Annotated in this window: 32 protein-coding genes; 30 read left to right on the forward strand and 2 right to left on the reverse strand. The window is 67.0% G+C overall.

Features of this window, described 5'->3' with window-relative positions:
* The first annotated feature begins 1 nt into the window (after position 1).
* The 4 genes from AC27VE_RS24965 to AC27VE_RS24980 all read left to right on the forward strand — a co-directional run bounded on the left by AC27VE_RS24965 (position 2) and on the right by AC27VE_RS24980 (position 3,463).
* Positions 2-1,468 carry a glutamate synthase subunit beta gene (locus AC27VE_RS24965; RefSeq protein WP_488705290.1) on the forward strand — a complete coding sequence of 489 codons (1,467 nt, stop codon included), beginning with the start codon at positions 2-4 and terminating at the stop codon, positions 1,466-1,468.
* A 124-nt stretch (positions 1,469-1,592) separates the two neighbouring features.
* Positions 1,593-2,165, forward strand: a complete 573-nt coding sequence (locus AC27VE_RS24970) for a chromate transporter (protein WP_088589740.1) — start codon at positions 1,593-1,595, stop codon at positions 2,163-2,165.
* On the forward strand, positions 2,162-2,689 hold the full coding sequence (locus AC27VE_RS24975; RefSeq protein WP_088589741.1) for a chromate transporter: 528 nt from the start codon (positions 2,162-2,164) through the stop codon (positions 2,687-2,689). Before AC27VE_RS24970 ends, AC27VE_RS24975 begins: the two co-directional genes overlap by 4 nt.
* A 135-nt stretch (positions 2,690-2,824) precedes the next feature.
* Entirely contained in the window at positions 2,825-3,463 is a 639-nt protein-coding gene (locus tag AC27VE_RS24980) for an OmpW/AlkL family protein (RefSeq protein ID WP_006224553.1), read from the forward strand.
* Here the strand turns inward: AC27VE_RS24980 and AC27VE_RS24985 are convergent.
* Positions 3,460-4,323: a LysR family transcriptional regulator gene (locus AC27VE_RS24985; RefSeq protein ID WP_088589742.1), complete on the reverse strand. Its 864-nt coding sequence runs from the start codon at positions 4,321-4,323 to the stop codon at positions 3,460-3,462. The two genes, AC27VE_RS24980 and AC27VE_RS24985, sit on opposite strands and share 4 nt — an antisense overlap.
* A gap of 64 nt (positions 4,324-4,387) precedes the next feature.
* On the opposite strand from AC27VE_RS24985, the gene AC27VE_RS24990 reads away from it, so the two are divergent.
* The 26 genes from AC27VE_RS24990 (at position 4,388) to AC27VE_RS25115 (ending at position 24,585) form a co-directional block, all read left to right on the forward strand.
* The gene (locus AC27VE_RS24990) at positions 4,388-5,611 is read left to right on the forward strand and encodes a YbfB/YjiJ family MFS transporter (RefSeq protein ID WP_488705291.1); all 1,224 of its coding nucleotides are present in this window, start codon (positions 4,388-4,390) and stop codon (positions 5,609-5,611) included.
* Between the two features lie 25 nt (positions 5,612-5,636).
* A complete protein-coding gene (locus tag AC27VE_RS24995; RefSeq protein WP_488705292.1) occupies positions 5,637-6,614 on the forward strand; it encodes a Bug family tripartite tricarboxylate transporter substrate binding protein in 978 nt (325 codons plus the stop codon).
* A 17-nt stretch (positions 6,615-6,631) separates the two neighbouring features.
* A complete protein-coding gene (locus AC27VE_RS25000; protein ID WP_488705293.1) occupies positions 6,632-7,693 on the forward strand; it encodes an NAD(P)H-dependent flavin oxidoreductase in 1,062 nt (353 codons plus the stop codon).
* A gap of 282 nt (positions 7,694-7,975) precedes the next feature.
* A complete protein-coding gene (locus tag AC27VE_RS25005; RefSeq protein WP_006224548.1) occupies positions 7,976-8,812 on the forward strand; it encodes an ABC transporter ATP-binding protein in 837 nt (278 codons plus the stop codon).
* The gene (mlaE, locus tag AC27VE_RS25010; protein ID WP_006224547.1) at positions 8,809-9,597 is read left to right on the forward strand and encodes a lipid asymmetry maintenance ABC transporter permease subunit MlaE; all 789 of its coding nucleotides are present in this window, start codon (positions 8,809-8,811) and stop codon (positions 9,595-9,597) included. Before AC27VE_RS25005 ends, mlaE begins: the two co-directional genes overlap by 4 nt.
* 12 nt (positions 9,598-9,609) lie before the next feature.
* Complete coding sequence (gene mlaD, locus AC27VE_RS25015) at positions 9,610-10,110, forward strand: outer membrane lipid asymmetry maintenance protein MlaD (protein WP_006224546.1); 501 nt, start codon at positions 9,610-9,612, stop codon at positions 10,108-10,110.
* Between the two features lie 80 nt (positions 10,111-10,190).
* Positions 10,191-10,991 (forward strand): MlaA family lipoprotein, encoded by an 801-nt coding sequence (locus AC27VE_RS25020; protein ID WP_088589747.1) that lies wholly within the window; start codon positions 10,191-10,193, stop codon positions 10,989-10,991.
* A gap of 38 nt (positions 10,992-11,029) precedes the next feature.
* Entirely contained in the window at positions 11,030-11,659 is a 630-nt protein-coding gene (locus AC27VE_RS25025) for an MlaC/ttg2D family ABC transporter substrate-binding protein (protein WP_006224544.1), read from the forward strand.
* Between the two features lie 173 nt (positions 11,660-11,832).
* Positions 11,833-12,645, forward strand: a complete 813-nt coding sequence (locus tag AC27VE_RS25030) for an ABC transporter ATP-binding protein (protein ID WP_006224543.1) — start codon at positions 11,833-11,835, stop codon at positions 12,643-12,645.
* Positions 12,642-13,454 (forward strand): ABC transporter permease, encoded by an 813-nt coding sequence (locus AC27VE_RS25035; RefSeq protein WP_006224542.1) that lies wholly within the window; start codon positions 12,642-12,644, stop codon positions 13,452-13,454. Before AC27VE_RS25030 ends, AC27VE_RS25035 begins: the two co-directional genes overlap by 4 nt.
* 5 nt (positions 13,455-13,459) lie before the next feature.
* Positions 13,460-13,705, forward strand: coding sequence for a BolA family protein (locus AC27VE_RS25040; RefSeq protein WP_006224541.1), 246 nt, complete (start codon positions 13,460-13,462; stop codon positions 13,703-13,705).
* Positions 13,705-14,973: a UDP-N-acetylglucosamine 1-carboxyvinyltransferase gene (murA, locus tag AC27VE_RS25045; protein WP_488705294.1), complete on the forward strand. Its 1,269-nt coding sequence runs from the start codon at positions 13,705-13,707 to the stop codon at positions 14,971-14,973. Before AC27VE_RS25040 ends, murA begins: the two co-directional genes overlap by 1 nt.
* Before the next feature lie 151 nt (positions 14,974-15,124).
* Complete coding sequence (gene hisG, locus AC27VE_RS25050; RefSeq protein ID WP_006224539.1) at positions 15,125-15,799, forward strand: ATP phosphoribosyltransferase; 675 nt, start codon at positions 15,125-15,127, stop codon at positions 15,797-15,799.
* A gap of 53 nt (positions 15,800-15,852) precedes the next feature.
* On the forward strand, positions 15,853-17,157 hold the full coding sequence (gene hisD, locus AC27VE_RS25055; protein WP_488705295.1) for a histidinol dehydrogenase: 1,305 nt from the start codon (positions 15,853-15,855) through the stop codon (positions 17,155-17,157).
* Positions 17,154-18,260 carry a histidinol-phosphate transaminase gene (gene hisC, locus AC27VE_RS25060; RefSeq protein ID WP_488705296.1) on the forward strand — a complete coding sequence of 369 codons (1,107 nt, stop codon included), beginning with the start codon at positions 17,154-17,156 and terminating at the stop codon, positions 18,258-18,260. The genes hisD and hisC overlap by 4 nt, the downstream gene beginning before the upstream one ends.
* Position 18,261: 1 nt before the next feature.
* Positions 18,262-18,849 carry an imidazoleglycerol-phosphate dehydratase HisB gene (hisB, locus tag AC27VE_RS25065; RefSeq protein WP_006216836.1) on the forward strand — a complete coding sequence of 196 codons (588 nt, stop codon included), beginning with the start codon at positions 18,262-18,264 and terminating at the stop codon, positions 18,847-18,849.
* Between the two features lie 34 nt (positions 18,850-18,883).
* Positions 18,884-19,582 (forward strand): imidazole glycerol phosphate synthase subunit HisH, encoded by a 699-nt coding sequence (gene hisH / locus AC27VE_RS25070; RefSeq protein WP_280027253.1) that lies wholly within the window; start codon positions 18,884-18,886, stop codon positions 19,580-19,582.
* Positions 19,583-19,638: 56 nt separating this feature from the next.
* The gene (gene hisA / locus AC27VE_RS25075; protein WP_006224535.1) at positions 19,639-20,379 is read left to right on the forward strand and encodes a 1-(5-phosphoribosyl)-5-[(5-phosphoribosylamino)methylideneamino]imidazole-4-carboxamide isomerase; all 741 of its coding nucleotides are present in this window, start codon (positions 19,639-19,641) and stop codon (positions 20,377-20,379) included.
* Positions 20,376-21,197, forward strand: a complete 822-nt coding sequence (gene hisF, locus AC27VE_RS25080) for an imidazole glycerol phosphate synthase subunit HisF (protein ID WP_488705297.1) — start codon at positions 20,376-20,378, stop codon at positions 21,195-21,197. Before hisA ends, hisF begins: the two co-directional genes overlap by 4 nt.
* Before the next feature lies 1 nt (position 21,198).
* Positions 21,199-21,603 (forward strand): phosphoribosyl-AMP cyclohydrolase, encoded by a 405-nt coding sequence (gene hisI / locus AC27VE_RS25085; protein ID WP_006224533.1) that lies wholly within the window; start codon positions 21,199-21,201, stop codon positions 21,601-21,603.
* Complete coding sequence (locus AC27VE_RS25090; RefSeq protein ID WP_488705298.1) at positions 21,600-21,950, forward strand: phosphoribosyl-ATP diphosphatase; 351 nt, start codon at positions 21,600-21,602, stop codon at positions 21,948-21,950. Before hisI ends, AC27VE_RS25090 begins: the two co-directional genes overlap by 4 nt.
* A gap of 16 nt (positions 21,951-21,966) precedes the next feature.
* The gene (locus tag AC27VE_RS25095) at positions 21,967-22,335 is read left to right on the forward strand and encodes a histidine triad nucleotide-binding protein (protein WP_006224531.1); all 369 of its coding nucleotides are present in this window, start codon (positions 21,967-21,969) and stop codon (positions 22,333-22,335) included.
* Between the two features lie 14 nt (positions 22,336-22,349).
* A complete protein-coding gene (gene tatA, locus AC27VE_RS25100) occupies positions 22,350-22,577 on the forward strand; it encodes a Sec-independent protein translocase subunit TatA (RefSeq protein ID WP_006216828.1) in 228 nt (75 codons plus the stop codon).
* A 72-nt stretch (positions 22,578-22,649) separates the two neighbouring features.
* Positions 22,650-23,294 (forward strand): Sec-independent protein translocase protein TatB, encoded by a 645-nt coding sequence (tatB, locus tag AC27VE_RS25105; RefSeq protein ID WP_006224530.1) that lies wholly within the window; start codon positions 22,650-22,652, stop codon positions 23,292-23,294.
* Positions 23,291-24,085, forward strand: coding sequence for a twin-arginine translocase subunit TatC (tatC, locus tag AC27VE_RS25110; protein ID WP_006224529.1), 795 nt, complete (start codon positions 23,291-23,293; stop codon positions 24,083-24,085). The genes tatB and tatC overlap by 4 nt, the downstream gene beginning before the upstream one ends.
* Positions 24,086-24,168: 83 nt before the next feature.
* Positions 24,169-24,585 (forward strand): helix-turn-helix domain-containing protein, encoded by a 417-nt coding sequence (locus tag AC27VE_RS25115; RefSeq protein ID WP_427958387.1) that lies wholly within the window; start codon positions 24,169-24,171, stop codon positions 24,583-24,585.
* 20 nt (positions 24,586-24,605) lie between these two features.
* On the opposite strand, the gene AC27VE_RS25120 is transcribed toward AC27VE_RS25115, so the two are convergent.
* Positions 24,606-25,564, reverse strand: a 959-nt coding sequence (locus AC27VE_RS25120; RefSeq protein WP_488705299.1) for a trypsin-like peptidase domain-containing protein, incomplete at its 5' end; no start/stop codon positions are given.

Below are 25,564 nucleotides of genomic sequence, written 5' to 3' on the forward strand. Positions count from 1 at the left end.
CATGGGAAAGATTACCGGCTTTATGGAATTTCAGCGTCTGCAGGAGGCCTCCGAGGCCCCGCAGAAGCGGCTGAAGAACTGGCGCGAATTCGTGCTGCACCTGACCGATGACCAGGCCAAGCAGCAAGCCGCGCGCTGCATGGACTGCGGCATCCCGTTCTGCAACAACGGCTGCCCGGTCAACAACATCATCCCGGACTGGAATGACCTGGTGTACAAGCAGGACTGGCGCCGCGCGCTGGACGTGCTGCACTCCACCAACAACTTCCCCGAGTTCACCGGCCGCATCTGCCCGGCGCCGTGTGAGGCCGCCTGTACCTTGAACATCAACAGCGACGCTGTCGGCATCAAGTCCATCGAGCACGCGATCATCGACAAGGGTTGGGCCGAAGGCTGGGTCGCCCCGCTGGTGCCGGCCCGCAAGACGGGCAAGAAGGTCGCGGTCGTGGGCTCCGGCCCCGCCGGCATGGCGTGCGCGCAGCAACTGGCGCGCGCCGGCCACTCCGTGACGCTGTTCGAAAAGAGCGACCGCATCGGCGGCCTGCTGCGCTACGGCATCCCGGACTTCAAGCTGGAAAAGCACCAGATCGACCGCCGCATTTCGCAGATGGAAGCCGAGGGCGTGGAATTCGCGCCGTCGACCTACATCGGCAACCCGAAGGACCCCGTGGCCGATGGCCTGACGGTGCGCACGCCGGATTCGCTGAAGGCGGAATTCGACGCGATCGTCATGACGGGCGGTTCCGAGACCCCGCGCGACCTGCCGGTGCCGGGCCGCGAACTGTCGGGCGTGTACTACGCGATGGACTTTCTGCGCCAGCAGAACAAGGCCGTTGCCGGCGACCGCCTGACCGACCAGACGCTTGCGAAGGGCAAGCACGTGGTCGTGATCGGCGGCGGCGACACGGGTTCCGACTGCGTGGGCACGAGCAACCGCCACGGCGCGGCTTCGGTCACGCAATTCGAACTGATGCCTCAGCCGCCCGAGTCCGAAAACAAGACCATGACGTGGCCGTACTGGCCGCTGAAGATGCGTACGTCGTCCTCGCACGAAGAAGGCTGCGACCGCGACTGGTCCGTGACCACCAAGCTGCTCAAGGGCAGCAACGGCAAGGTCGAAAAGCTGGTCGGCGCCCGCGTCGAATGGTTCAAGGATGACGCCACCGGCCAGATGAAGATGCGCGAAGTCGAGGGCTCGGAATTCGAGATCAAGGCTGACCTCGTGCTGCTGGCCATGGGCTTCGTGTCGCCGGTGCAGACGGTGCTGGACGCTTTCGGCGTGGACCGCGACGCGCGCGGCAACGTGCGCGCCAACACCGACGACTACCGCACCAACGTCGAAAAGGTGTTTGCCGCGGGCGACATGCGCCGGGGCCAGTCGCTGGTGGTCTGGGCCATCCGCGAAGGCCGCCAGTGCGCGCGTTCGGTGGATGCCTACCTGATGGGCGCGAGCGAACTGCCGCGCTGATCCTTTTCTTCTGAAAAGCCCCGTTCGCCGCCTTCGCGCCCCCCGCGCCAAGGCGGCGAATGCATTCAGGCAGGCGACATTCGCGTTTCCGTAAGATGCGCCATCGCCCCCTCCCTTGCCCGCCATGTCCTCCGACGCCGCCACCGCTCCGCCCACCTTGCCGCAGATCTTCCTGGCGTTCACCAAAGTCGGCCTGACGAGTTTCGGCGGGGGCTTGAGCGGCTGGATGATGCGGGAATTCGTGCAGCAGCGGCGCTGGATGTCGGAATCTGATTTCCTGTCCGGGCTGGCCCTGGCGCAGTCCTTTCCGGGTGTGAACGTGGTGAACCTGGCCATCTGGATCGGCTTCCGGCTGCGCGGCGGGCCCGGCGCCTTGCTGGGCGGCCTGGGCATCACCGTGGCGCCCATGCTGGTGGCGATTGCGCTGGCGGCGCTGTTCGCCAGCATGGCGCAGTCGCACGGCCTGCACGTGGCGATGGCCGGCGTGGCCGCCGCTGCGGTGGGCGTATCGCTGCAGACGGGCTTGCGCGCCGCGCGGCGGGCCTTGATCGGACGGGTGCCCGCCGCCATCATGCTCTGCACCTTCATCGCCATCTTCCTGTTGCGCCTGCCGCTGCTGTGGGTGGTGGGCGTGATGGCGCCGTTGTCGATCTTCATCGCGTACACGCGCATCCGCCGGCAGGAGCCGCGCAAATGAACCTGGCGACGCTGCACGACCTGTTCGCGGTGTTCACGCCGCTGTCGTTCCTGACCGTGGGCGGCGGCCAGAGCATCCTGCCGGACATCCATCGCCAGGCGGTGGACAGCTATGGCTGGATCAACGATGCGCAGTTCCTGGACTACTTCGCGCTGTCGCGCATCACGCCCGGACCAGCCTCGCTGCTGGTGACCCTGATCGGCTGGCATGTGGGCGGCTGGGCCGGCGCGATCGTGGCATCGATCGCCATCTTCCTGCCGTGCTCGCTGCTGATCTACGCGCTGGCGCGGGTCTGGGCGCGCTACCGGCATACCGCCTGCATCCGTTCCATCGAAGCCGGGCTGGTGCCGGTGGCCGCCGGCATGATCCTGGCCTCGTCATGCACGATCCTGCGCGCGGCCGAGGGCGGCGCGTGGGCCTGGGCCGTGGCGGCCGCCTCCACCGCGGCGCTGGTCTATACGCGCATCAGCCCTTTCATCATGCTGGGCCTGGGCGCCGGCGTTTTTTTGTTGGCGCTTGCATAGTATCTGTCTGCTTCCTGTTGCCCGTCCGCCACGGCGACTCCCGCATCTTTTCACGGTTTGACACATATCAACCGGGCCCTGCGCCAGGTTTGAGAACCTGTGGTCTCACCCTCATGGAAAGATCGGAGAAGAAAAATGTTTTCGCTGAACGGGCGTTTCCGCGCCACCGCCATCGCCGGCCTGATCGCCGCCGGCGCACTCGCCGCTCCCGCGCATGCCCATGAGGCAGGCGACGTGCTGTTCCGGGTGGGCGTGACGCAGGTCCGTCCTTCATCCAACAACGGGTCGGTGCTTGATGGCAGCGTCAAGCTCGACGTCAACAACAACGTGCGCCCGAGCTTCACGCTGGGCTACATGGTCACGCGCAACATCGGCATCGAACTGCTGGGCGCCTGGCCGTTCGAACACGACGTCAGCGGCAGCGGCCTGGGCAAGATCGGCTCCAGCAAGCAACTGCCGCCCACGCTCAGCCTGCAATGGCACATCCTGCCCGACAGCATGATCCAGCCCTACATCGGCGTCGGCATCAACTACACGCACTTCTTCGACACCAAGGCCGAAGGCGCGCTGAAGGGCTCGAACCTGAAGCTGGGCGACTCCTGGGGCGTGGCCGCGCAATTGGGCGCGGACTTCAAGATCAACGAACGCTGGTTCATGAACGCCGACATCCGCTACATCGACATCAAGTCGAAGGTGAAGCTGGACGGCCAGCACATCGGCACCGCACGCATCGATCCGTGGGTGGCCACGCTGGGCGTCGGCTACCGCTTCTAAGCGATCAACTGCTGGCGCAACGCCTGCAGCGCAGGCGTATCGTCATCCGCACGCCAGACCAGCTGGGTCTGCGCGTGCGCATACGAGCCGGACAGCGCGCTGACGCAGACCGAATGTTCCGCACCCAGCACCGCCAGCACCGAACGCGGCACGATGGCGACACCTGAGCCTGCCGCCACGCACGCCACGATGGCGTGGTACGACGCAAACTCCATCACCCTGCCTGGCGCCAGGCCTTCGTGGTTCAACCACGATTCCAGGATGCGCCGATACGAACACCCTGCCGCAAACGCGATGACCGTACGGTCGCCAAGATCCTGGGCGCTGGTGATTGCTCCCCAGGCCAGCGGCGAAATCAGCGTCAGCTCTTCTTTGAAGGCATCGATGGCCGCCAGGCCGTCCGCCGAAAACGGCTGGGCCACGAACGCCGCGTCGATGTCGTAGTTGCGCACCTTGGCCGCCAACGCGCCGGACGTGCCCGTGACCAATTCGATTCCCACCTGCGGCCACGCCGCGTGATAGGCCGCCAGGATCGGCGGCAGGCGCGCGGCTGCCGTGCTTTCCATCGTGCCGATGCGCAACACGCCTTGCGGCGCGCCATCGCGCACCGCAGCCTGCGCCTCGTCCGACAGGCGCAGCAGGCGGTCGGCGTACGACAGCAGCACGCGCCCCTGGTCCGACAAGACCAGGCGGCGGTTCTGGCGCCGAAAGAGTGGGGCATTCAGCGAGGCTTCCAGCTGCTTTAACCGCGTCGAGACATTGGACTGCACTCGGTTCAGGTGCTGGGCCGCGCGCGCCACGCCGCCCTGGTCGGCCACCGCCTTGAAGATCTGCAACGCGTCGAGATCCAAGTTTCTCATTTCAAGAACCTATGTTCTTAATAATTCACTATTAAAGATATTAGTACAGCCGTAGAGTGGATGCATGTCAACGCCTGCTTACCCTTCCGTTCCCGACTCCCGCAGCGCCGCCAGCCTGGCCTGGCCCGCCGCTCTGGCGCTGGCCGCCGCCATGGGGATCGGCCGTTTCGCCTTCACCCCGGTCTGGCCGCTGATGGCGCAGGAAGGCGGCTTGTCTTTGGCGCAGGGCAGCTGGATCGCCTCGGCCAACTATGCGGGCTATCTGCTGGGCGCCCTGGCGGCCGTCGTCTGGCCGGTGCGCCACCCGCGCGGCCAATTGGCGCTGAGCCTGCTGGCGGTAGCGCTGCTGACGCTGGCCATGCCGCTGATCCATGACGTCGCTTTCTGGTGCGCGCTGCGGCTTGCGGCGGGGTATGCCAGCGCCAGCGCCTTCATCTGCGTGGCCAGCTCGCGGCCCGTGCCGGCGGGCGACCCGCGCGAGCCCGCAGCGTCGGGGCTGACCTATGCCGGCGTGGGCGCGGGCATCGCGCTGACGGGGCTGGCCTGTCTGGCGCTGATGGCCTGGGGCGTCCGGGCCGACGGCATGTGGCTGGCCCTGGGCGGGTTGACGCTGGCCCTGTCCGCCATCGCCTGGCCGGGGCTGAACCGGCCCGCCGTCTCCGCCCGGCCATCGGCCGCCGCCGCTCGACCCGCCCCGATGTCCCTCGCGATTCCCCGGCTGGCGCTGCACTACGGCGTATTCGGCGTGGGCTACATCATTCCCGCCACCTTCCTGCCCGCGATGGCCAAGGAAGTCATCTCCGACCCCGCCATCTTCGGCTGGGCCTGGCCGCTGTTCGGGTTGGCCGCGGCGGTTTCCTGCCTGCTGGTTCCCAGGCTTGCGCGCGGTCGTGACGACAAGCGCGTCTGGCAGGGCGCCCAGGCGCTGATGGCGCTGGGCATGCTGGCCGTGGCGCTGTGGCACCACATCGCCGCCGTGATCGTGGCCGCGTTGCTGGTGGGCGGCACCTTCATGGTGATCACGCAGGCAGGCATGCTGACCGCCCGGCGCGCCGCCGGCGCCGCCGCCCCCCGGGCCGCCGCCATCATGACCGCCGCGTTTGCCGCCGGACAGATCCTGGGGCCGCTGCTGGCCTCGTGGGCCGCGCACTGGGGCGCGGGCCTGCCGCAAGTGCTGGGCGCCGGCGCGGGCCTCCTCGCGCTCTCGGCCTGGCGCTTGGGAAAAATCACGACAGAAGACAAAGGCGCTGGGCATAATGCGATCGGCCCGCAGGGCTGCACACATTAGAGAAAAGAACGAGGAGTCACCCAGCATGAAATCTTTGCGCCCCCTGATCGCCGCGTTGGCGGCCGTTGCCGCTTTCAGCGGCGCCGCGCAGGCCCAGACCGCCGACTGGCCCGCCAAACCCATCACCATGATCGTTCCCTACGCGCCGGGCGGCTTTGCCGACACGCGCGTGCGGCTGCTGGCGCGCAAGCTGGGCGAATCGCTGGGCCAGCCCATCGTGGTCGAGAACAAGGCAGGCGCGGGCGGCGTGGTTGGCACCAACCTGATCGCCAAGGCTGCCCCGGACGGCTACACCATCGGCACGGGCAACCTGGCCCCCATGGCGGTGAACCCGTCGCTGATGAAGGAAATGCCGTACAACCCGCAAAAGGACCTGGCGCCCATCGTCCTGATCGAAAACAGCCCGCTGGTGCTGAGCGTGAACAACGAGCTGCCGGTCAAGACGCTGGCCGACCTGATCGCGCTGGCGAAGAAGCAACCCGGCAAGCTGTCCTTCGGTTCGTCTGGCGTGGGCGGCGCGCACCACCTGTCGGGCGAAATGTTCCGCGAACAGGCCAAGATCGACATCGTGCACGTCCCCTACAAGGGCGGCAGCCTGGCCGCGACCGACCTGATGGGCGGCCATATCTCGATGATGTTCGAAATGGGCTATTCCGCGCTGCCCGCCATCCAGGGCGCCAAGATCCACCCCATCGCCGTCACGTCCGCCAAGCGCCTGGACGTGCTGCCTGACGTGCCGACGATGGCCGAATCGGGCCTGTCGGGCTTCGAGTCCTACAACTGGCAGGGCATCGTGGCCCCGGCGGGCACGCCGGCGCCGATCATCGCCAAGTTGAACGCCGAATTCAACCGCATCCTGAAGGAACCGGATGTGCAGAAGGCCATCGCCGACACCGGCAGCCAGGCCGGCGGCGGCACGCCCGAGGAATTCGCGGCCTTCATCAAGAGCGAAACCGAGAAGTGGGCCCACGTCATCAAGGCTGGGAACATCCAGCTTCAATAACCCCTAGGAGTCTTCCCATGGCCACCCGTCTGCTTGACCTTCTGAAGTTGGACCATCCCATCATCCAGGCCCCCATGGCGGGTGGCGCAACCACGGTGGAGCTGGTGTCCGAGGCGTCGAAAGCGGGTGTCCTGGGATCGCTCGGGGCGGCCTACATGAGCCCCGAGCAGATCGAGGAGGCGGTGGCGGACATCCGTGCCCGCACGCCGCGCCCGTTCGCCATCAACCTGTTCGCGTCCGTGCCGGAGCAGCCCACCCAGGGCGACACCGGCCGCATGCTGGCCCTGATGGCCCGCTACCATGAACAATTGGGCCTGCCGGCCCCGGCCGCACCCGGTCCGCAGGCCGACCCGCTGCCCGGACAGATCGACGCCGTCCTGCGGCTACGCCCGGCGGTCTTCAGCTTCACCTTTGGCCGGATCCCGGCCGACGTGCTGACGCGCTGCCGCGAACTGGGCATCCTGACCGTCGGTACGGCCACCACCGTGCGCGAGGCGGTCGCGCTGGAGCAGGACGGCGTGGACGCCGTCGTGGCCCAGGGGGCCGAAGCGGGCGGGCACCGCGGCACCTTCCTGGACGATTTCGAACAATCGCTGATCGGCACCATGGCGCTGGTGCCGCAGATGGCGGACGCGGTTTCCGTACCGGTGATCGCCTCCGGGGGCATCATGGACGGCCGCGGCATCGCCGCCGCGCTGGCGCTGGGCGCCGACGCGGCACAAATGGGGACGGCCTTCCTCACGACAGACGAGTCGGGTATCAGCGACGCCTACAAGGCCGTGCTGCCGGCATCGCGCGCCGAACAATCCCGCGTGACCCGCGCCTTCTCGGGCCGGCCCGCGCGCGGCATCTCCAACGCCTTCATGCGCGACGCCGACGCCATCGCCGCCGACATCCTGCCGTATCCGCTGCAGAATGCGCTGACCCGCCCCATGCGCACGGCGGGCGGCAAGGCCGGCAATATCAACGTGCTGTCCCTGTGGGCAGGGCAGGCCGCCCCGCTGGCCCGGCGCGAACGCACGGCCGACCTGGTCGACCGCCTGGCCCGGGAAACCCGGGCGGCCCAGGCGCGCCGCTGAGCGCCGGGCGGGTCCCCCCGGCGTCCCGCGCCGGGGCGGGCGATTGTCCCTGATACCGAAAACACTGTTCCACTGGCGACCTATCGCATTGTGATTACAAAGCGTCGGGCTACAATGGCGCCTCGCCGCTGGGGGCCAGAGTCCGTCTTGGTCCCCCGCACCTGAGATAACCGGGCGCTTCCCGACGCAGCCTGTCTTGCCCGCGCCGCCCCGGTTAGCCGTCCTGCGTGTCGACAAGGCAACAGGGCAAGCTCCGCCACCGAAACACCCATTTCGTTGCCCATGCCCGCTCAAACAAGCAGCACCCCGGAATTCGCCCTGCGCCTGGAAGGTGTGGCGCTAGGCTACGGTGATTTCACCGTCTTGCGCGATATCTCCATGGACGTGCGCGCGGGCCAAGTGGTCGCCGTCATGGGCGGCTCGGGTTCGGGCAAGACCACGCTGTTGCGGGCGGCCACCGGCCAGCTCGTCGCGCAGCAGGGCCAGGTCCTGGCGTTCGGCCAGGACATCGGCCGCGCCAGCCGAGCCGAACTGCAATCCCTGCGCAAGCGCATGGGCGTGCTGTTCCAGCAGGGCGCGCTCTTCACCGACCTGAATGTGTTCGAAAACGTCGCGTTCCCGCTGCGCGAACACACCAAACTGTCCGAATCCGACATCACCGACCGCGTCCTGGACAAACTGGACGCCGTCGGCCTGCGCGCCGCGGCGCACCTGAAGGTGGCCGAGATTTCCGGCGGCATGGCGCGCCGCGTCGCGCTCGCCCGCGCCGTGGTGCTGGAACCCGAACTGATCCTGTACGACGAACCCTTCGCCGGGCTGGACCCGATCTCGCTGGGCATCACCGCCCGCCTGATCCGCAGCCTGGCCGACCGCCTGGGTTGCGCCTCGGTGCTGATCACCCATGACGTGCAGGAGTCCTTCGCCATTGCCGACCAGGTGTACCTGGTGGGGCAGGGCAAGCTTGCCGCCGCCGGCACCCCGGAATCGCTGTCGGCCTCGCAAGACCCGTATGTCCAGCAATTCCTGAAAGGCGAACCCGACGGCCCGGTCGCGTTCCAGTATCCCGAAACGCCCGCTTTCCAAAAGTGGCTTTCCGAACAGAAAGGGCGCAAAGCATGAGCGGATCCCACAATCCCGTGAGCGCGCTGGGTGGTTGGGTGCGCAACCTCGTCTCCGGCATCGGCTACTTCACCCGCTTCTTCGGCGGCATGCTGGCACGCAGCGGCATCGTGTTCTCGCGCCCGCGCCTGGTCTCGCAACAGGTCCATTTCATCGGCAACTATTCGCTCCTGATCATCGCCGTGTCCGGCATGTTCGTGGGCTTCGTGCTGGGGCTGCAGGGCTATTACACGTTGAACCGCTATGGTTCCGAAGAAGCGTTGGGGCTGCTGGTGGCCCTGTCGCTGGTGCGCGAACTGGGTCCTGTCGTGACGGCGCTGCTGTTCGCGGGCCGCGCGGGCACGTCCCTGACCGCCGAAATCGGCCTGATGAAGGCCGGCGAACAACTGTCGGCCATGGAAGTCATGGCCGTCGACCCGATCCGCCGCGTGCTGGTGCCGCGCCTGTGGGGCGGCATCATCGCCATGCCCATCCTGGCGGCGGTGTTCTCCATGGTGGGCATCCTGGGCGGCTGGGTCGTCGGCGTCCTGATGATCGGCGTGGACGCGGGCGCGTTCTGGTCGCAGATGCAAAGCGGCGTCGATGTCTGGAACGACGTGGCCAACGGGGTCATCAAGAGCCTGGTGTTCGGCGTCACGGTGACGCTGGTGGCGCTCTATGAGGGCTGGCAGGCTCGGCCCACCCCCGAAGGCGTCGCCCGCGCCACCACGCGCACCGTGGTCGTGGGCTCCCTGGCGGTACTTGGGCTGGACTTCCTGCTCACCGCCTTGATGTTTGGAAATTGAAACGGATCGATCATGTCACGCGAAAAAACCGACTTCTGGGTAGGCCTGTTTGTACTGCTGGGCGCGATCGCGCTGGTGTTCCTGGCGTTGCGCGCTGGCAACCTCAGCACCTTTTCCTTCGCCCCGACCTATACGCTATCGGCCAATTTCGATAACGTAGGCGGCCTCAAGCCGCGCGCCGCGGTCAAAAGCGCTGGCGTCGTGGTGGGCCGCGTGTCCAGCATCACCTTTGACGACAAGACTTTCCAGGCGGTCGTATCGGTGAATCTGGAGAAGGCCTACCAGTTTCCTAAGGACACCTCGGCGTCCATCCTCACGTCCGGCTTGCTGGGCGAACAGTACCTGGGCCTGACGGCGGGCAGCGAAGAAGAGAACTTTACCGACGGCGGAAAAATCCGCTATACACAAAGCGCGGTTGTGCTTGAACAGCTGATCAGCCAGTTCCTGTACGGCTCCGCGGAGAAGCAGGGCGCGGCCTCAGAACCCGAACCCGCGGCGAAAGCGCCAAATTGAAGACGATGCGAAAGAAGCCGTAACAGGCTGCACTTGGCCATCGCAATATCATAAGAATCGTCGATAGGAATGCCCTGATCATGAACAAGAACGCAATTTCCCGAATTGCCACCATCGCAGCGGCGGGTGCGCTGATGGCCGGCTGCGCCGCGCCGCAGAACCCGGATCCGCGCGATCCGTGGGAAGGCTTCAACCGGGGCGTCTACAAGTTCAACGACACGGTCGACCGCGCGGTCTTCAAGCCGGTCGCTCAGGCCTATACCTTCGTCACGCCGCAGCCCGTTCGCAGCTGCGTGCACAACATCTTCAGCAACGTCGGCGACCTCTGGTCCGGCGCCAACAGCTTCCTGCAGGGCCGCGGCCACGACTTCGTGAACACGCTGGGCCGCTTCCTGTTCAACACCACGATGGGCGTGGGCGGCTGCTTCGACGTGGCCTCGGCCAACGGCGCGCGCAAGATCCCCAACGACTTCGGCACGACGCTGGGCGTGTGGGGCTTTGGCCAGGGCCCGTACCTGGTGCTGCCGTTCTTCGGCTCGTCCACGGTGCGCGACGGCGCAGGCCTGGTCGGCGATATCTACGGCACGACCTACGGCTACATGGGCGTCGACTCCATCGACAACGTGCGCCTGCGCAACTCGCTGTGGGGCCTGCGCCTGGTCGACACGCGCGCCAGCCTGCTGAACGCCACCGACACGATCGACCGCGTCGCGCTGGATCCGTACAGCTTCATCCGCGACGCCTACCTGCAACGCCGCAACGCCATGGTGCTGGGCCACCGCGTGGAAGACGAAGGCGCCCTGCCCAACTACGAAGACGACGAGGGCGATGCCCCTGCCGCCGGCAAGGCCGCCCCCGTGCCGGCACCCGCAACCAAGTAAGCTGTGGCTTGCGTTCATCGGTACAGTAAGGAGTTTTGATGCGATTTGCTTTTGTTTCCCTGTTGCAGCGCCTGACTTTCGCGGGCCTGCTGGGCCTTGCCGCCGCCGGCGCCGCGCAGGCCAAGCCCGACCCCAACGGCTCGCCCGACCAGTTCGTCCTCGCGACCGCCAATGAAGCGCTGGACGTGCTCAAGGCGGACGGAGCCGTCAAGGCCGGCAATACCACCCGCATCAACGAAGTGGTCAACCAGCACATCCTGCCCTACGTCAACTTCCAGAAGACGACGCGCCTGGCCGCAGGCCGCTACTGGCGCCAGGCGTCGGAACAGCAAAAGACGGCCCTGGCCGATGCGTTCCGCGGCACGCTGGTGCGCACCTATAGCGGCGCGTTGACCCGCGTCACGCCCAGCACCACCGTCAAGGCCCTGCCGTTCCGCGGCGACCCCAAGGCCGACGACGTGGTCGTCCGCACGCTGATCAGCCAGGCCAACGGCCAGCCGACCGGCGTGGACTACCGCCTGGAAAAGACGCCGCAAGGCTGGAAGATCTACGACATGAACGTCGAAGGCATCTGGCTGATCGAGAACTACCGCAACCAGTTCGCGCAGCAGATCAACCAGAACGGCATCGACGGCCTGATCAAGGCCTTGAACCAGCGCAACCAGTAATTCCACGGTTCCGGCTGCTGTCGGCCCGGCGCGCCCTTAGTGGCCCGCCGGGCCAATTATTTAAGGGACGGATGATGCCTCCATCCCTACGCCGCCCGGGGCCATAGGCGCTTGCCGCCACGGCGCGCTTATATAATGATCAATTCGCTCTTTCCGGGCACCTTCCCGCCGTCATGTCAGCCGTCAGTCTAGAAAACGTCTCCAAGGTCTACTCGCCGCGCCAGCGCGGCTGGCAGAAGCTGCTCGGGCGCACGCCCGCTCCCGGCTTCCAGGCGCTGGACCATGTCAGCCTGAACATCGAGCACGGCGAGTTCTTCGGCCTGCTCGGCCCCAACGGCGCGGGCAAGACCACCCTGATCTCCATCCTTGCCGGCCTGGCGCACGCCTCGTCCGGGCGCGCCACCGTCTGTGGCTACGACGTCGTGGCCGACTACAAGTCGGCGCGGCGCGCGCTGGGCGTCGTGCCGCAAGAGCTGGTCTACGACCCGTTCTTCACGGTGCGCGAGACCCTGCGCATCCAGTCCGGCTACTTCGGCCTGCGCAACAACGACGACTGGATCGACGAGATCCTGTTCAACCTGGGCCTGGCCGACAAGGCCGACAACAACATGCGCGCGCTGTCCGGCGGCATGAAGCGCCGCGTGCTGGTGGCGCAGGCGCTGGTGCACCGTCCCCCCGTGATCGTGCTGGACGAACCCACCGCGGGCGTGGACGTGGACCTGCGCCGCACCCTGTGGGAATTCATCTCGCGCCTGAACAAGGCCGGCCACACGATCATGCTGACCACGCACTACCTGGAAGAAGCGGAAGCCCTGTGCGGCCGCATCGCCATGCTCAAGCGCGGCCGCATCGTGGCGCTGGACACCACGCAGGCCCTGATGGCCCGCGTCGGCGGCGTCGACCTGGAAGACGCGTTCGTGCGCATCATGCATCAGGGCGACGAGCCCGCCACGCCCGCCCTGCAACCCGAAGAGATTTCGTCATGACGCCGCCCACCGCGACCGCCAGCCAGCCGCTGGTGCAGCCCCGCCTGGATGCGGGCTCCGGTTTTCCGACCCTGCTGCGCAAGGAGCTGCTGCGCTTCTGGAAGGTCGGCTTCCAGACCATCGCCGCCCCCGTCATCACGGCGCTGCTGTACCTGCTGGTGTTTGCGCACGTGCTGGAAGGGCGCCTGATGGTGTACGGCACCGTGCCCTACACCGCGTTCCTGATTCCCGGGCTCATGATGATGAGCATGCTGCAGAACGCGTTCGCCAACCCGTCCTCGTCGCTGATCCAAAGCCGCATCACGGGCAACCTCGTCTTCATGCTGCTGCCGCCGCTGTCGCACCGCGACATCTTCGGCGCCTTCGTGCTGGCGGCCGTCGTGCGCGGCCTGGCCGTGGGCCTGTGCGTGTGGGCGGTGGCGCTGTTCTTCGTGTCGCTCGTCCCCGCCAACCCGCTGTGGCTGCTGGTGTTTGCCGTGCTGTCCTGCGGCATCATGGCCGTGCTGGGCGTGGTGGCGGGCCTGTGGTCTGAAAAATTCGACCAGCTGGCCGCCTTCCAGAATTTCCTGATCATGCCCGCGACGTTCCTGTCCGGCGTGTTCTATTCCATCCACACGCTGCCGCCCTTCTGGCAGAGCGTGTCCCACTGGAACCCCATCTTCTACGCCATCGACGGATTCCGCTACGGGTTCTTCGCGGTGTCGGACGTCTCGCCCTGGCGCAGCCTGGCGGTGGTGACGGCGGTGTTCCTGGCGCTATCGCTGTATGCGCTGCGGCTTCTGGCCAGCGGCTACAAACTCAGGAACTGACGTCCATGCTTCCCACTCCCGCGCAAGTCCGCCAATACATCGCGGACGGCCTGTCCTGTGAACATCTCGACGTGCAAGGCGACGGCTCGCATTTCGACGCCGTCATCGTCAGCACCGCCTTCGAAGGCAAGCGCCTGATCCAGCGCCATCAGCTGGTCTACGCCGCGCTCGGCGACCGCATGAAGGCCGAGATCCACGCGCTGTCGATGCGCACGCTGACCCCCGCCGAATACCAGCAAGCAGGCAAGTGATGGATAAACTCCGCATCACGGGCGGTGCGCGGCTACACGGCGAAATCTCGATTTCCGGCGCCAAGAATTCGGCGCTGCCGATCCTGTGCGCGGGCCTCTTGACTGCCGATGCGCTGACCCTCACCAACGTGCCGCACCTGAACGACACGGCCACCATGCTGCGCCTGCTGGGCCGCATGGGCGTGCGCGCCGAACGCGGCACGGACGGCGTGGTGACGCTGCAGGCCGACCGCGTCGACAACCTGGAAGCGCCGTACGAACTCGTCAAGACGATGCGCGCCTCCATCCTGGTGCTGGGCCCGCTGCTCGCCCGCTTCGGCGAGGCGCGCGTCAGCCTGCCCGGGGGCTGCACCATCGGCCAGCGGCCGGTGGATCAGCACATCAAGGGCCTGGCCGCGCTGGGCGCCGACATCAGCATCGAACACGGCTTCGTCGTCGCGCGTGCCAAGCGCCTGAAAGGCGCGTCCGTGCGCACCGACATGGTCACCGTCACCGGCACCGAGAACCTGCTGATGGCCGCCGTGCTGGCCGAAGGCCGCACCGTGCTGGAGAACGCCGCGCGCGAACCCGAAGTGGTGGACCTGGCCGAACTGCTCATCAAGATGGGCGCCCGCATCCAGGGGCACGGCACGGACCGCATCGTGATCGACGGCGTTGCGAGCCTGCACGGCGCGGAACACCGCGTCATCTCCGACCGCATCGAAGCCGGCACCTTCCTGTGCGCCGTGGGCGCGGCAGGCGGCGACATCCTGTTGAAGAACACCGACGCCAGCATCCTGGGCGCCACGCTGGACAAGCTGACCGAAGCCGGCCTGACCATCGAGACCGGCCCGGACTGGATCCGCGGCGCGATGTCCGCGCGCCCGAAAGCCGTGGGTTTCCGCACGCATGAATACCCCGGTTTCGCCACCGACATGCAGGCCCAGGTCATGGCCCTGAATGCGGTCGCCGAAGGCACCTCGGTCATCGCCGAGACGATCTTCGAGAACCGCTACATGCACGTGCAGGAACTGCGCCGCATGGGCGCCGACATCGACATCGATGGCCACACCGCCGTCGTGCGCGGCGTCACCCGCCTGTCGGGCGCCGCCGTCATGGCCACCGACCTGCGCGCCTCGGCCAGCCTCGTCATCGCCGGCCTGGCGGCCGACGGCGACACGCTGGTCGACCGCATCTACCACCTGGATCGTGGCTACGACCAGATGGAAGTCAAACTGCGCGCCCTGGGCGCGAATATCCAACGCGTTACCGGCAAGGAACAGGCATGAAACACAATAGCCCCCACGCTGCGCCTTCGGCTTGCTGCCCCCCGAGGGGGCTGCCCCGCCTTGGGGCGGCCCGGCGGCACGGCGGCCCCCACGCTGCGCCTTCGGCTTGCTGCCCCGCGAGTGGACCCGTTCAATTTGAGGCGGCTCGGCAATGAACAATGCCACGACGAAACCCCTGACCCTGGCGCTGTCCAAGGGCCGGATCTTTGAAGAAACCATGCCGTTGCTGGCCGAGGCCGGCATCGAAGTGACGGAAAGTCCGGAAAGCTCGCGCAAGCTGATCCTCCCGACCAGCGACCCTGGCCTGCGCCTGATCATCGTGCGCGCCTCCGACGTGCCGACCTACGTGCAATACGGCGCGGCCGACCTGGGCATCGCGGGCAAGGACGTGCTGATCGAGCACGCCAAGGAACAGCCCGGCGGCCTGTACCAGCCCATCGACCTGAACATCGCCAAGTGCCGCCTGGCCGTGGCCGTGCGCAACGGCTTCGACTACGAAGGCGCCGTGCACCAGGGCGCGCGCCTGCGCGTGGCCACCAAGTACGTCCACTCAGCCCGTGAACACTTTGCGGCCAAGGGTGTGTACGTCGATATCATCAAGCTGTATGGTTCGATGGAACTGGCGCCGCTGGTCGGCCTGGCCGACTGCATCGTCGACCTGGTGTCCACCGGCGGCACGTTGCGCGCCAACGACCTGGTCGCCGTGGAAGACGTCATGCCGATCTCGTCGCGCCTGATCGTCAACCAGGCTGCGTTGAAGACCCGCGGCGCCCGCCTGCAACCGCTGCTGGACGCCTTCGAAAGAGCCGCCTCCCGCAACGCCTGACCCCCGCCCGCCGCGACGCGCGGCGGCCGCTTTCCGCTTTGCTGCATGACGCCATGGCCCTGATCAATCGTCTCGACTCCCGCGATCCCGGATTCAAATCCACCCTGTCCAAGCTGCTGGCCTTCGAGGCCACCGAGGACGAGTCCATCGACCGCGCCGCCGCCGGCATCCTGGCCGACGTGCGCACCCGCGGCGACGCCGCGCTGGTGGAATACACGCAGCGTTTCGACCGCATGCCGGGCGCATCGGCCGCCACGCTGGAAATCCCCAAGGCCGACTGGCATGCCGCGCTTGCCGCGCTGCCGGCCGCCCAGCGCAATGCGCTGGAAGCCGCCGCCGACCGCGTGCGCAGCTACCACGAACGCCAGCGCGCCGAGACCTGGACCTACACCGACGCCGAAGGCACGATGCTGGGCCAGCAGGTGACCCCGCTGGACCGCGTGGGCCTGTACGTGCCGGGCGGCAAGGCCGCCTATCCCTCGTCGGTGCTGATGAACGCCATCCCGGCCAAGGTCGCCGGCGTGCCGGAACTGATCATGGTCACGCCCACGCCCGACGGCGTGCGCAACCCGATCGTGCTGGCCGCGGCCGCCATCGGCGGCGTGGACCGCGTGTTCGCCATCGGCGGCGCGCAGGCCGTGGGCGCACTGGCCTACGGCACCGGCACCGTGCCCGCCGTGGACAAGATCGTCGGCCCGGGCAACGCCTATGTCGCCGCAGCCAAGCGCCGCGTGTTCGGCACGGTCGGCATCGACATGATCGCCGGCCCCAGCGAAATCCTGGTCATTTGCGACGGCAAGACGCCGGCCGACTGGATCGCCATGGACTTGTTCTCGCAAGCCGAGCACGACGAACTGGCGCAGTCCATCCTGCTCTGTCCCGACGCCGCGTTCATCGAGGAAGTCGAAGCCGCCATCGCGCGCCTCCTGCCCACGATGCCGCGCGCCGACATCCTGCGCGTCAGCCTGGCCAACCGCGGCGCGCTGATCCAGGTCCAGAGCCTGGACGAGGCCTGCCAGATCGCCAACGACATCGCGCCCGAGCACTTGGAAATCTCCACCGAGCAGCCCGAGATCTGGACCGCCAAGATCCGCCACGCCGGCGCGATCTTCATGGGCCGCTTCAGCTCGGAAGCGCTGGGCGACTACTGCGCGGGCCCCAACCACGTGCTGCCCACGTCCCGCACGGCGCGCTTTTCGTCGCCGCTGGGCGTGTATGACTTCCAGAAGCGCTCCAGCCTGATCCAGGTCTCGCACGCGGGCGCCCAGACGCTGGGCCGCATCGCCGCCGAACTGGCGCTGGGCGAGGGCCTGCAGGCGCACGCCGCCAGCGCCCAGTACCGGATCGACAAGCCATGAGCGCGGCCCCGGCGGCAAGCGTCGCCGGCCGCATCGCCGGCACGGTCCGCGCCGATATCCGCGAACTGGCCGCGTATCCGGTGGCCCACGCGGAAGGCTGCATCAAGCTGGACGCGATGGAATGCCCCTACGAGCTGCCCGACGCCGTCCGCGACGACATCGCCCGCACCGTGCGCGACACGGCGCTGAACCGCTACCCTGCGGCGGACCTGTCCGCGCTGCAGCAGGCGGTAAAGGCCAGCTTCGGCGTGCCTGACGGCGCCGACGTGCTGTTCGGCAACGGCTCGGACGAACTCATCCACATCGTCGTGCAGGCCTGCTGCAACTCGGGCGACACGGTGATGTCGCCCTGGCCGTCGTTCGTCTATTTCGACATGGCGGCCCGCTTCGACCACGCCCGCTTTGTCGGCGTGCCGCTGACCGATGATCTGACCCTGGATTTGCCGGCCATGCTGGCCGCCATCCGCGAACACCAGCCCAAGGTCGTGTTCCTGGCCGTGCCCAACAACCCCACCGGCGGGCTCTGGTCCGACCACGACGTGCAGGCGATCATCGCCGCCGCCCCCGGCCTGGTGGTGCTGGACGAGGCCTACCAGCCCTTTGCCGAGCGCAGCTGGATGCCCCAGGTGCTGGACGCGCCCAACGTGGTCGTCATGCGCACGGTCTCCAAGATCGGCCTGGCGGGACTGCGTTTCGGCTACATGGCCGGCCATCCGGACTGGATCGCCGAACTGAACAAGGTGCGCCCGCCCTACAACCTGGACGTACTGACCCAGGCCACGCTGATGACGGTCCTGCGGCACAAGGACGTGCTGGATGAGCAGGCCGCGCGCTTGCGCGCCGACCGCGAACCGCTGGCCGCCGCCCTGGCCGCCTTGCCCGGCGTCAGGGTATTCCCTTCCGCCGGCAACTTCATACTCGCGCGCTTTTCCGGCAAGCTGGACGGCAACGCCGTGCATCTTGCGCTGAAAACGCGCAAAATATTGATTCGTAACTTCTCCAACGCCCATCCGCTCCTGGCCAACTGCCTGCGCATCTCGGTGGGCGCCCCGGCCGAGAACGCCGCCTTGCTGGCTGCCCTGCAAGAGATTTTGAGTGCTTAACATGCGTACCGCAGAGATCACCCGCAACACCAACGAAACCCGCATCCGCGTGGCCATCAACATCGACGGCACCGGCAAGCAGACGATCGACACGGGCGTGCCCTTCCTGGACCACATGCTGGACCAGATCGCGCGCCACGGCCTGATCGACCTCGACATCAAGGCCGAGGGCGACCTGCACATCGATGCGCACCATACGGTGGAAGACGTGGGCATCACGCTGGGCATGGCGATCGCCAAGGCCGTCGGCACCAAGGCCGGCCTGCGCCGCTACGGCCACGCCTACGTGCCGCTGGACGAAGCGCTGTCGCGCGTCGTGGTGGACTTCTCGGGCCGCCCCGGCCTGGAATACCACATCCCGTTCACGCGCGCCCACATCGGCAATTTCGATGTAGACCTCACGCGCGAGTTCTTCCAGGGGCTGGTCAACCACGCGCTGATCACGCTGCATATCGACAACCTGCGCGGTTTCAACGCCCACCACCAGGCGGAAACCGTGTTCAAGGCCTGTGGCCGCGCCCTGCGCATGGCCATGGAAGTCGACCCGCGCATGGGCGACGTCGTGCCCTCCACCAAGGGCGTGCTGTAACGTTCGCCAACCCCACCCGCACCAGGCAAAAGAAGTGACCACTATCGCCATCGTCGACTATGGAATGGGCAATTTCCACTCCGTCGCACGCGCCCTGAAGTTCGCCGCCCCCGATGCGGACATCCGCATCTGCAACCAGCCCCAGGACATCGACGCGGCTGACCGCGTAGTGTTTCCGGGCCAGGGCGCCATGGCGGACTGCATGCGCACCCTGAATGAATCCGGCCTGCGCGAAGCGGTCGTGCGCGCCGCGCGCAACAAACCCCTGCTGGGCGTCTGCGTGGGCGAACAGATGCTGTTCGACTCCTCTGAAGAGGGCGGCACGTCCTGCCTGGGCCTGTTCCCCGGCGTCGTGCGCCGCTTCTCGGGCCCGCGCTTTGCCGACCTGATCGCCGCCGACGACGAAGCCTGCCTGGCCGACACCGGCGCGGCCGGCGCGGTCGATACGCGCCCGGAACGGCTGAAAGTGCCGCACATGGGATGGAACAAAGTCCGCCAGACGCGCTCTCACCCTATCTGGGACGGCATTCCGGACGACACGCACTTCTATTTCGTCCATAGTTACTACGCCGACCCGGACGATTCCGGCCTGACTGTTGGTGAAACCGATTATGGCGTCGCCTTTACCTGCGCAGTGGCGGCAGCTAACATTTTCGCGGTGCAGTTCCACCCCGAAAAGAGCGCCGAGCACGGTTTGCGCCTGTATCGCAATTTTGTAGACTGGCAGCCGTAGGCCTAGAGCCTGCTGCGCCAGCCCATTCAACCCCTCTTTCTTTTTTGCTGCCCACCATGCTGCTGATCCCCGCCATCGATCTTAAAGACGGGCGCTGCGTGCGCCTGCGCCAGGGTGACCTGGACGATGCAACGGTGTTCTCCGAAGACCCCGCCGCCATGGCCACCCGTTGGCTTGACCAGGGCGCGCGCCGCCTGCATCTGGTCGACCTGAACGGCGCCGTTGCCGGCAAGCCGAAGAACGAAGCGCCCATCAAGGCCATCCTGGACGCCGTCGGCGACGACATCCCCGTCCAGATCGGCGGCGGCATCCGCGACCTCGACACCATCGAGCGCTACCTTGACGCCGGCATCTCCTACGTGATCATCGGCACCGCCGCGGTCAAGAACCCGGGCTTCCTGCAAGACGCCTGCGGCGCTTTCCCCGGCCAGATCATCGTCGGCCTGGACGCCCGCGACGGCAAGATCGCCACCGACGGCTGGAGCAAGCTGACCCGCCACGACGTGCTCGACCTGGCCAAGAAGTTCGAAGACTACGGCTGCGAAGCCATCATCTACACCGACATCGGCCGTGACGGCATGCTGTCGGGCGTCAACGTCGAAGCCACGGTCCGCCTGGCCCAGCACGTGCGCATCCCCGTGTACGCTTCGGGCGGCATCGCCGGCATCCAGGACATCGAAGCCCTGTGCGCCGTCGAGGAAGAGGGCGTCGAAGGCGCCATCCTGGGCCGCAGCATCTACGAAGGCACGCTTGATTTCCAGGCAGCCCAGGCTCGCGCCGACGAATTGGCAAAATGACCACCTCCAGCAGCACCCCCGGGGCCGGCACGCCCGTCCAGAGCGCGCTGACCCGCCGCATCATCCCTTGCCTTGACGTCACCGCCGGCCGCGTCGTCAAGGGCGTGAACTTCGTCAACTTGCTGGACGCCGGCGACCCCGTCGAGATCGCCCGCCGCTACAACGAGCAGGGCGCCGACGAACTCACCTTCCTGGACATCACCGCCACCAGCGACGGCCGCGACCTGATCCTGCCCATCATCGAGCAGGTGGCCTCGCAGGTCTTCATCCCGCTGACGGTGGGCGGCGGCGTGCGCCAGGTGTCCGACATCCAGCGCCTGCTGAATGCCGGGGCCGACAAGATCAGCATCAACAGCGCGGCCGTGGCCAATCCGGAACTGGTCCGCGCCGCCTCCGACTACCATGGCTCGCAATGCGTGGTCGTGGCCATCGACGCGCGCCGCGTGTCGGCGGCCGGCGAGCCCGCGCGCTGGGAAGTCTTCACGCACGGCGGCCGCAAGGCCACCGGGCTGGACGCCGTGGCCTGGGCGCGCCGCATGGCCGCCTATGGCGCGGGCGAGATCCTCTTGACCAGCATGGACCGCGACGGCACCAAGTCGGGCTTCGACCTGGAGCTGACCCGCGCCGTGTCGGATGCCGTGCCGGTGCCCGTCATCGCCTCCGGCGGCGTCGGCAACCTGCAGCATCTGGCCGACGGCGTCACCACCGGCCGCGCCAGCGCCGTACTGGCCGCCAGCATCTTCCATTTCGGCCAGCACACCGTTGGCGAATGCAAACGCTTCATGGCCGAACAAGGTATTGCAGTAAGGTTGGACTGATATGAGCAATGAACCCACCTGGATGGCCGACGTCGTTTTCGACGAAAACGGCCTGATTCCCGCGATCGCGCAAGACTTTGAAAATGGCCAGATCATGATGGTGGCCTGGATGAACCGCGAAGCGCTTGCCGAAACCGCCGCCACCGGCCGTGCGGTGTACTGGTCGCGCTCGCGCCAGCGCCTGTGGCGCAAGGGCGAGGAATCTGGCCACGTCCAGGAAGTGCATGAACTGCGCCTGGACTGCGACGGCGACGTCATCCTGCTGAAAATCCACCAGGAAGGCGGCATTGCCTGCCACACCGGCCGCGCCAGCTGTTTCTACCGCCGCCTGGAAGGCCAGACGGACCAGGCATCCTGGGTCACGGTGGACCCGGTGCTCAAAGACCCGGAAATGATCTACAAATGACCGATCAAGCCTTAACCGCCGCCGATATCCTGGCGCGCATCGCCGACACGCTGGAAACCCGCCGCCCCGAAAACGGCGGCGACCCCACGGCGTCGTATTCCGCCAAGCTGCTGGCCAAAGGCCCCGATTCCTTCCTGAAGAAGATCGGCGAAGAAGCCACGGAGCTGGTCATGGCCGCCAAAGACGGGGTGCCCGAGCGCATCGTCAGCGAAACGGCCGATCTGTGGTTCCACTGCCTGGTCGCGCTGACCCATTTCAACCTGCGGCCGGAAGACGTGCTGGCCGAATTGGCCCGCCGCGAGGGCCTGTCGGGCCTGGCCGAGAAGGCAAGCCGCCCCAAAGACTGACCACGGAGCCCGGAAAATGAGCGACAACTGTCTTTTCTGCAAGATCGCCGCTGGCGACATCCCGTCCAAGAAGGTCTACGAGGACGAGGACTTTGTTGCATTCCACGATATCAATCCGGCCGCACCGGTGCATTTACTGCTGATCCCTCGACGTCATGTCACATCCATGCAGGATATTACGGGTGAGGACGCAGGTTGGTTGGGTAGAATGATGTCGTTGGCGCCGCGGCTAGCAGCCGAAAACGGTTGCCGTCCGGGCCCTGATGGCGGATTTCGCATCATGATCAACTCTGGCGTCGAAGGCGGCCAGGAAGTCCCGCATTTGCATTTCCACATCATCGGCGGCTCGCGGCCCTGGAAAGGGCGCGTAGCCCCCACCGCGTAATTCGGAGAAACATCATGGGTAGTTTCAGCATTTGGCATTGGTTGGTCGTTCTGGTCATCGTGGCGCTGATTTTCGGCACCAAGAAACTGCGCAACATCGGCTCGGACCTGGGTGGCGCGGTGAAGGGTTTCAAGGAAGGCATGAAAGACGCCAACGGCGAAAAGCCGGCCGACCCGATCGCGCAGCAGCGCGTTTCCGGTGAAACCATCGACGTGCAGGCCAAGGAAAAGACCAACTCCTGAGCCCCGGCTCGTCTCCCGGGCCTGCCCTGAACGGGCCGGCCCTTATTGCTTCAATTCCCGAGCGGCCGTCGAATGTTTGATGTCAGCCTCACTGAACTGATGGTGATCGGCGTCGTCGCCTTGATCGTCATTGGCCCCGAACGCCTGCCCAAGGTAGCCCGCACCGTCGGCCACCTGCTTGGGCGCGCGCAGCGTTACGTCAATGACGTGAAGTCCGATATCCAGCGCGAAATCGAACTCGACGAACTGCGCAAGTTCAAAAACGAGATGGAAGACGCCGCGCAAGGCGTGCAGCAGTCGCTGAACGACACGCACGCCTCGCTGCAGGAACCCGTCCAGCAATTCCGTGCGGAACTCGACGAAGTCGCCCGCGAAGCCAGCGGCAAGGTCGCGCCGGTGATCGTGGGGGATGCCTCGGCCGGGAACGCCTCCACGGCCAACGCCCCCGCCGAAGCCGCCCGCACCATCGCGCCGCCGGGACAGAATCACAGCCTGGATCTGGGTCTGCCTGAGGTGTCCGAACGCAGCCCCGCGCCGGCCACCATCCCGACCTCGGCTTCCGCGTCCGCCCCCGCTACCGTCCCGGCTCCCGCTACGGGTCCGGTCCACGGGCCGGTGATCGCACCCGCTGCCCCCCGACAACCCGCCCCGGCGCCCAGCGCGCCCAAGGCTGACGAGGCCGCCCAGCCCGTCACGCCCTCCGGAACACCGACGTGACCCAGGACGCCTCCCAAGAAGAAGGCCAGCAAGAGACCTTCATCTCTCACCTGGTCGAATTGCGCACCCGCCTGCTGCGCGCCGTAGGCGCCGTGGTGGCCGTGTTCATCGTATTGTTCATCTACCCCGGCGCATCCGCCATCTATGACGTGCTGGCCGCGCCCATGCTGGCCTCGCTGCCCGAAGGCACGCGCATGATCGCCACGGGCGTCATCACACCGTTCATGGTGCCCGTCAAGGTCACGATGATGGCCGCCTTCATCGTGGCGCTGCCGGTGGTGCTCTACCAGGCCTGGGCCTTCGTCGCGCCGGGCCTGTACCGACACGAAAAGCGCCTGGCGCTGCCGCTGATCATCTCCAGCACGTTCCTCTTCATCGCGGGCATGGCGTTCTGCTATTTCGTGGTGTTCCGCACGGTCTTTCACTTCATCGCCACGTTCGCGCCACAATCCATCACGCCGGCGCCGGACATCGAGGCCTACCTGAGCTTCGTCATGACGATGTTCATGGCCTTCGGCATCACCTTCGAAGTGCCCGTGGCCGTCGTGCTGCTGGTGAAGATGGGCATCGTCGAACTGTCCAAGCTGAAGGCGGCGCGCGGCTATGTCGTGGTCGGCGCCTTCATCATCGCCGCGGTCGTCACGCCGCCCGATGTGGTCAGCCAGTTCATGCTGGCGGTGCCGCTGTGCCTGCTTTACGAAGTGGGGCTGATCTGCGCGCGCATGGTGTCGCCCAAACCGGGTGCCGCCACCGACGAAGAAACCGCGGATTCCCTGACCGAACGGCACTGATCCTGCGGCTGGCGGGGATGGCAGGGCAAGATAGGACTGATTAACTCTTGCCCGCTCCTTGCCTGCAATCCTACATTGCAGGCATGTCGCTTGCCCAAAGGCTGCGCGCCCTGATGCGGTGGCGCGGCATCCACAGCCAGAATCAATTGGCACGCATCTCCCGCGTGCCGCAATCCTGCATCCATCGCATTCTTACCCGCGAAGACCGCTACTCGCCGTCTCGCGGCACGCTGCTGCGCCTGGCCACCGCGCTTGAGACCAGCGTGCCCTGGCTGACCGACGGCGTGTTGAGCGGCGCCGAGCCCGGCCCCCACGGCCTACCGGCCGGCAAGGACGGCTTGCGCCCCGCCGCGCAAACTATCACGCCCGCCATCGACGGCTACTGCGCTGAAATCTGCGCCCTGCTGCGGGAACAGCCCGACAGCACGAAGAAAACCGTGCTGTCGGTCGTCCGGCTGCTGGTGGAGGGGCCCGGGCCCGGTCCCGGTCCCGCGCCCTGAGCGCTTAACGGCCCAGGGGTTTAACGGGGCTGGCCCGGCCGCGTGCCCACCACGATGGACACGTCCTGCGGTTTGCCCCCGCGCAGAATGCCCAGGGTCGCGCGCTGGCCCGGAGGCTGCTGCGCAATTTCCGCCAGAAGCTGGGCCGTATCCGTCATGCGCTTGCCATTGACCGACTGCACGATGTCGCCCACGCGCAGGCCGCCGCGCGCCGCGGGGCCGTCGCGCATCACGCCCGCGATGATTGCGCCTTTCGCATCCGCGCCCAGCCCGAAGGCCCGCGCCAGTTCGGGCGTGACGTCCTGCGGCTCCACGCCCAGCCAGCCCCGCTTGACCCCGCCCGTCTTGACGATGTCGTCCATGACCTTGCGCGCGATCTCGATGGGCGTGGCAAACCCGATGCCCATCGACCCGCCCGATTCGGAATAGATGGCCGTGTTGATGCCGACCAGATTGCCCTCGGCGTCCACCAGCGCGCCGCCGGAGTTGCCGGGGTTGATGGCGGCGTCCGTCTGGATGAAGTTCTCGTACGTGTTCAGCCCCAGCCCGTTGCGGCCCAGCGCCGACACAATGCCTTGCGTGGTGGTCTGCCCCACGCCGAACGGATTGCCGATCGCCAGCACCACGTCGCCTACGCGCAGCCCGCGGTCGGGCGCCAGCGTGGCGGCGGGCAGGGCACGCAACGTGCTCAGCTTCAGCACGGCCAGATCGGTGTCGGGGTCGGCGCCCACCACCTTGGCGGTGTCGCGGCGTCCGTCGGTCAAGGCCACCTCGATCGCGTCGGCCGCCTGCACGACGTGGTAGTTCGTCAGCACGTGGCCGTCCTGGTTCACGATGACGCCAGAGCCCAGGCTGGTCGTGGCCTGGCGGCGGCTGACGCCCGGCACCTGGCCGAACAGCTGGCGCAGCACGGGATCATCAGGCAGGGGGATCAAGGGCACGTTGACGTGCTTGGTGGTGTAGACGTTGACCACCGACG

The sequence above is a fragment of the Achromobacter sp. 18P8.1.1 genome, assembly GCF_057799415.1.

What these genes read in the sequence shown, in the direction of transcription:
- AC27VE_RS24965 (WP_488705290.1), top strand. Translation starts at nt 2, where the DNA reads ATGGGAAAGATTACCGGCTTTATGGAATTTCAGCGTCTGCAGGAGGCC.
- AC27VE_RS24970 (WP_088589740.1), top strand. Translation starts at nt 1,593, where the DNA reads ATGTCCTCCGACGCCGCCACCGCTCCGCCCACCTTGCCGCAGATCTTC.
- AC27VE_RS24975 (WP_088589741.1), top strand. Translation starts at nt 2,162, where the DNA reads ATGAACCTGGCGACGCTGCACGACCTGTTCGCGGTGTTCACGCCGCTG.
- AC27VE_RS24980 (WP_006224553.1), top strand. Translation starts at nt 2,825, where the DNA reads ATGTTTTCGCTGAACGGGCGTTTCCGCGCCACCGCCATCGCCGGCCTG.
- AC27VE_RS24985 (WP_088589742.1), bottom strand. Translation starts at nt 4,323, where the DNA reads ATGAGAAACTTGGATCTCGACGCGTTGCAGATCTTCAAGGCGGTGGCC.
- AC27VE_RS24990 (WP_488705291.1), top strand. Translation starts at nt 4,388, where the DNA reads ATGTCAACGCCTGCTTACCCTTCCGTTCCCGACTCCCGCAGCGCCGCC.
- AC27VE_RS24995 (WP_488705292.1), top strand. Translation starts at nt 5,637, where the DNA reads ATGAAATCTTTGCGCCCCCTGATCGCCGCGTTGGCGGCCGTTGCCGCT.
- AC27VE_RS25000 (WP_488705293.1), top strand. Translation starts at nt 6,632, where the DNA reads ATGGCCACCCGTCTGCTTGACCTTCTGAAGTTGGACCATCCCATCATC.
- AC27VE_RS25005 (WP_006224548.1), top strand. Translation starts at nt 7,976, where the DNA reads ATGCCCGCTCAAACAAGCAGCACCCCGGAATTCGCCCTGCGCCTGGAA.
- mlaE (WP_006224547.1), top strand. Translation starts at nt 8,809, where the DNA reads ATGAGCGGATCCCACAATCCCGTGAGCGCGCTGGGTGGTTGGGTGCGC.
- mlaD (WP_006224546.1), top strand. Translation starts at nt 9,610, where the DNA reads ATGTCACGCGAAAAAACCGACTTCTGGGTAGGCCTGTTTGTACTGCTG.
- AC27VE_RS25020 (WP_088589747.1), top strand. Translation starts at nt 10,191, where the DNA reads ATGAACAAGAACGCAATTTCCCGAATTGCCACCATCGCAGCGGCGGGT.
- AC27VE_RS25025 (WP_006224544.1), top strand. Translation starts at nt 11,030, where the DNA reads ATGCGATTTGCTTTTGTTTCCCTGTTGCAGCGCCTGACTTTCGCGGGC.
- AC27VE_RS25030 (WP_006224543.1), top strand. Translation starts at nt 11,833, where the DNA reads ATGTCAGCCGTCAGTCTAGAAAACGTCTCCAAGGTCTACTCGCCGCGC.
- AC27VE_RS25035 (WP_006224542.1), top strand. Translation starts at nt 12,642, where the DNA reads ATGACGCCGCCCACCGCGACCGCCAGCCAGCCGCTGGTGCAGCCCCGC.
- AC27VE_RS25040 (WP_006224541.1), top strand. Translation starts at nt 13,460, where the DNA reads ATGCTTCCCACTCCCGCGCAAGTCCGCCAATACATCGCGGACGGCCTG.
- murA (WP_488705294.1), top strand. Translation starts at nt 13,705, where the DNA reads ATGGATAAACTCCGCATCACGGGCGGTGCGCGGCTACACGGCGAAATC.
- hisG (WP_006224539.1), top strand. Translation starts at nt 15,125, where the DNA reads ATGAACAATGCCACGACGAAACCCCTGACCCTGGCGCTGTCCAAGGGC.
- hisD (WP_488705295.1), top strand. Translation starts at nt 15,853, where the DNA reads ATGGCCCTGATCAATCGTCTCGACTCCCGCGATCCCGGATTCAAATCC.
- hisC (WP_488705296.1), top strand. Translation starts at nt 17,154, where the DNA reads ATGAGCGCGGCCCCGGCGGCAAGCGTCGCCGGCCGCATCGCCGGCACG.
- hisB (WP_006216836.1), top strand. Translation starts at nt 18,262, where the DNA reads ATGCGTACCGCAGAGATCACCCGCAACACCAACGAAACCCGCATCCGC.
- hisA (WP_006224535.1), top strand. Translation starts at nt 19,639, where the DNA reads ATGCTGCTGATCCCCGCCATCGATCTTAAAGACGGGCGCTGCGTGCGC.
- hisF (WP_488705297.1), top strand. Translation starts at nt 20,376, where the DNA reads ATGACCACCTCCAGCAGCACCCCCGGGGCCGGCACGCCCGTCCAGAGC.
- hisI (WP_006224533.1), top strand. Translation starts at nt 21,199, where the DNA reads ATGAGCAATGAACCCACCTGGATGGCCGACGTCGTTTTCGACGAAAAC.
- AC27VE_RS25090 (WP_488705298.1), top strand. Translation starts at nt 21,600, where the DNA reads ATGACCGATCAAGCCTTAACCGCCGCCGATATCCTGGCGCGCATCGCC.
- AC27VE_RS25095 (WP_006224531.1), top strand. Translation starts at nt 21,967, where the DNA reads ATGAGCGACAACTGTCTTTTCTGCAAGATCGCCGCTGGCGACATCCCG.
- tatA (WP_006216828.1), top strand. Translation starts at nt 22,350, where the DNA reads ATGGGTAGTTTCAGCATTTGGCATTGGTTGGTCGTTCTGGTCATCGTG.
- tatB (WP_006224530.1), top strand. Translation starts at nt 22,650, where the DNA reads ATGTTTGATGTCAGCCTCACTGAACTGATGGTGATCGGCGTCGTCGCC.
- AC27VE_RS25115 (WP_427958387.1), top strand. Translation starts at nt 24,169, where the DNA reads ATGTCGCTTGCCCAAAGGCTGCGCGCCCTGATGCGGTGGCGCGGCATC.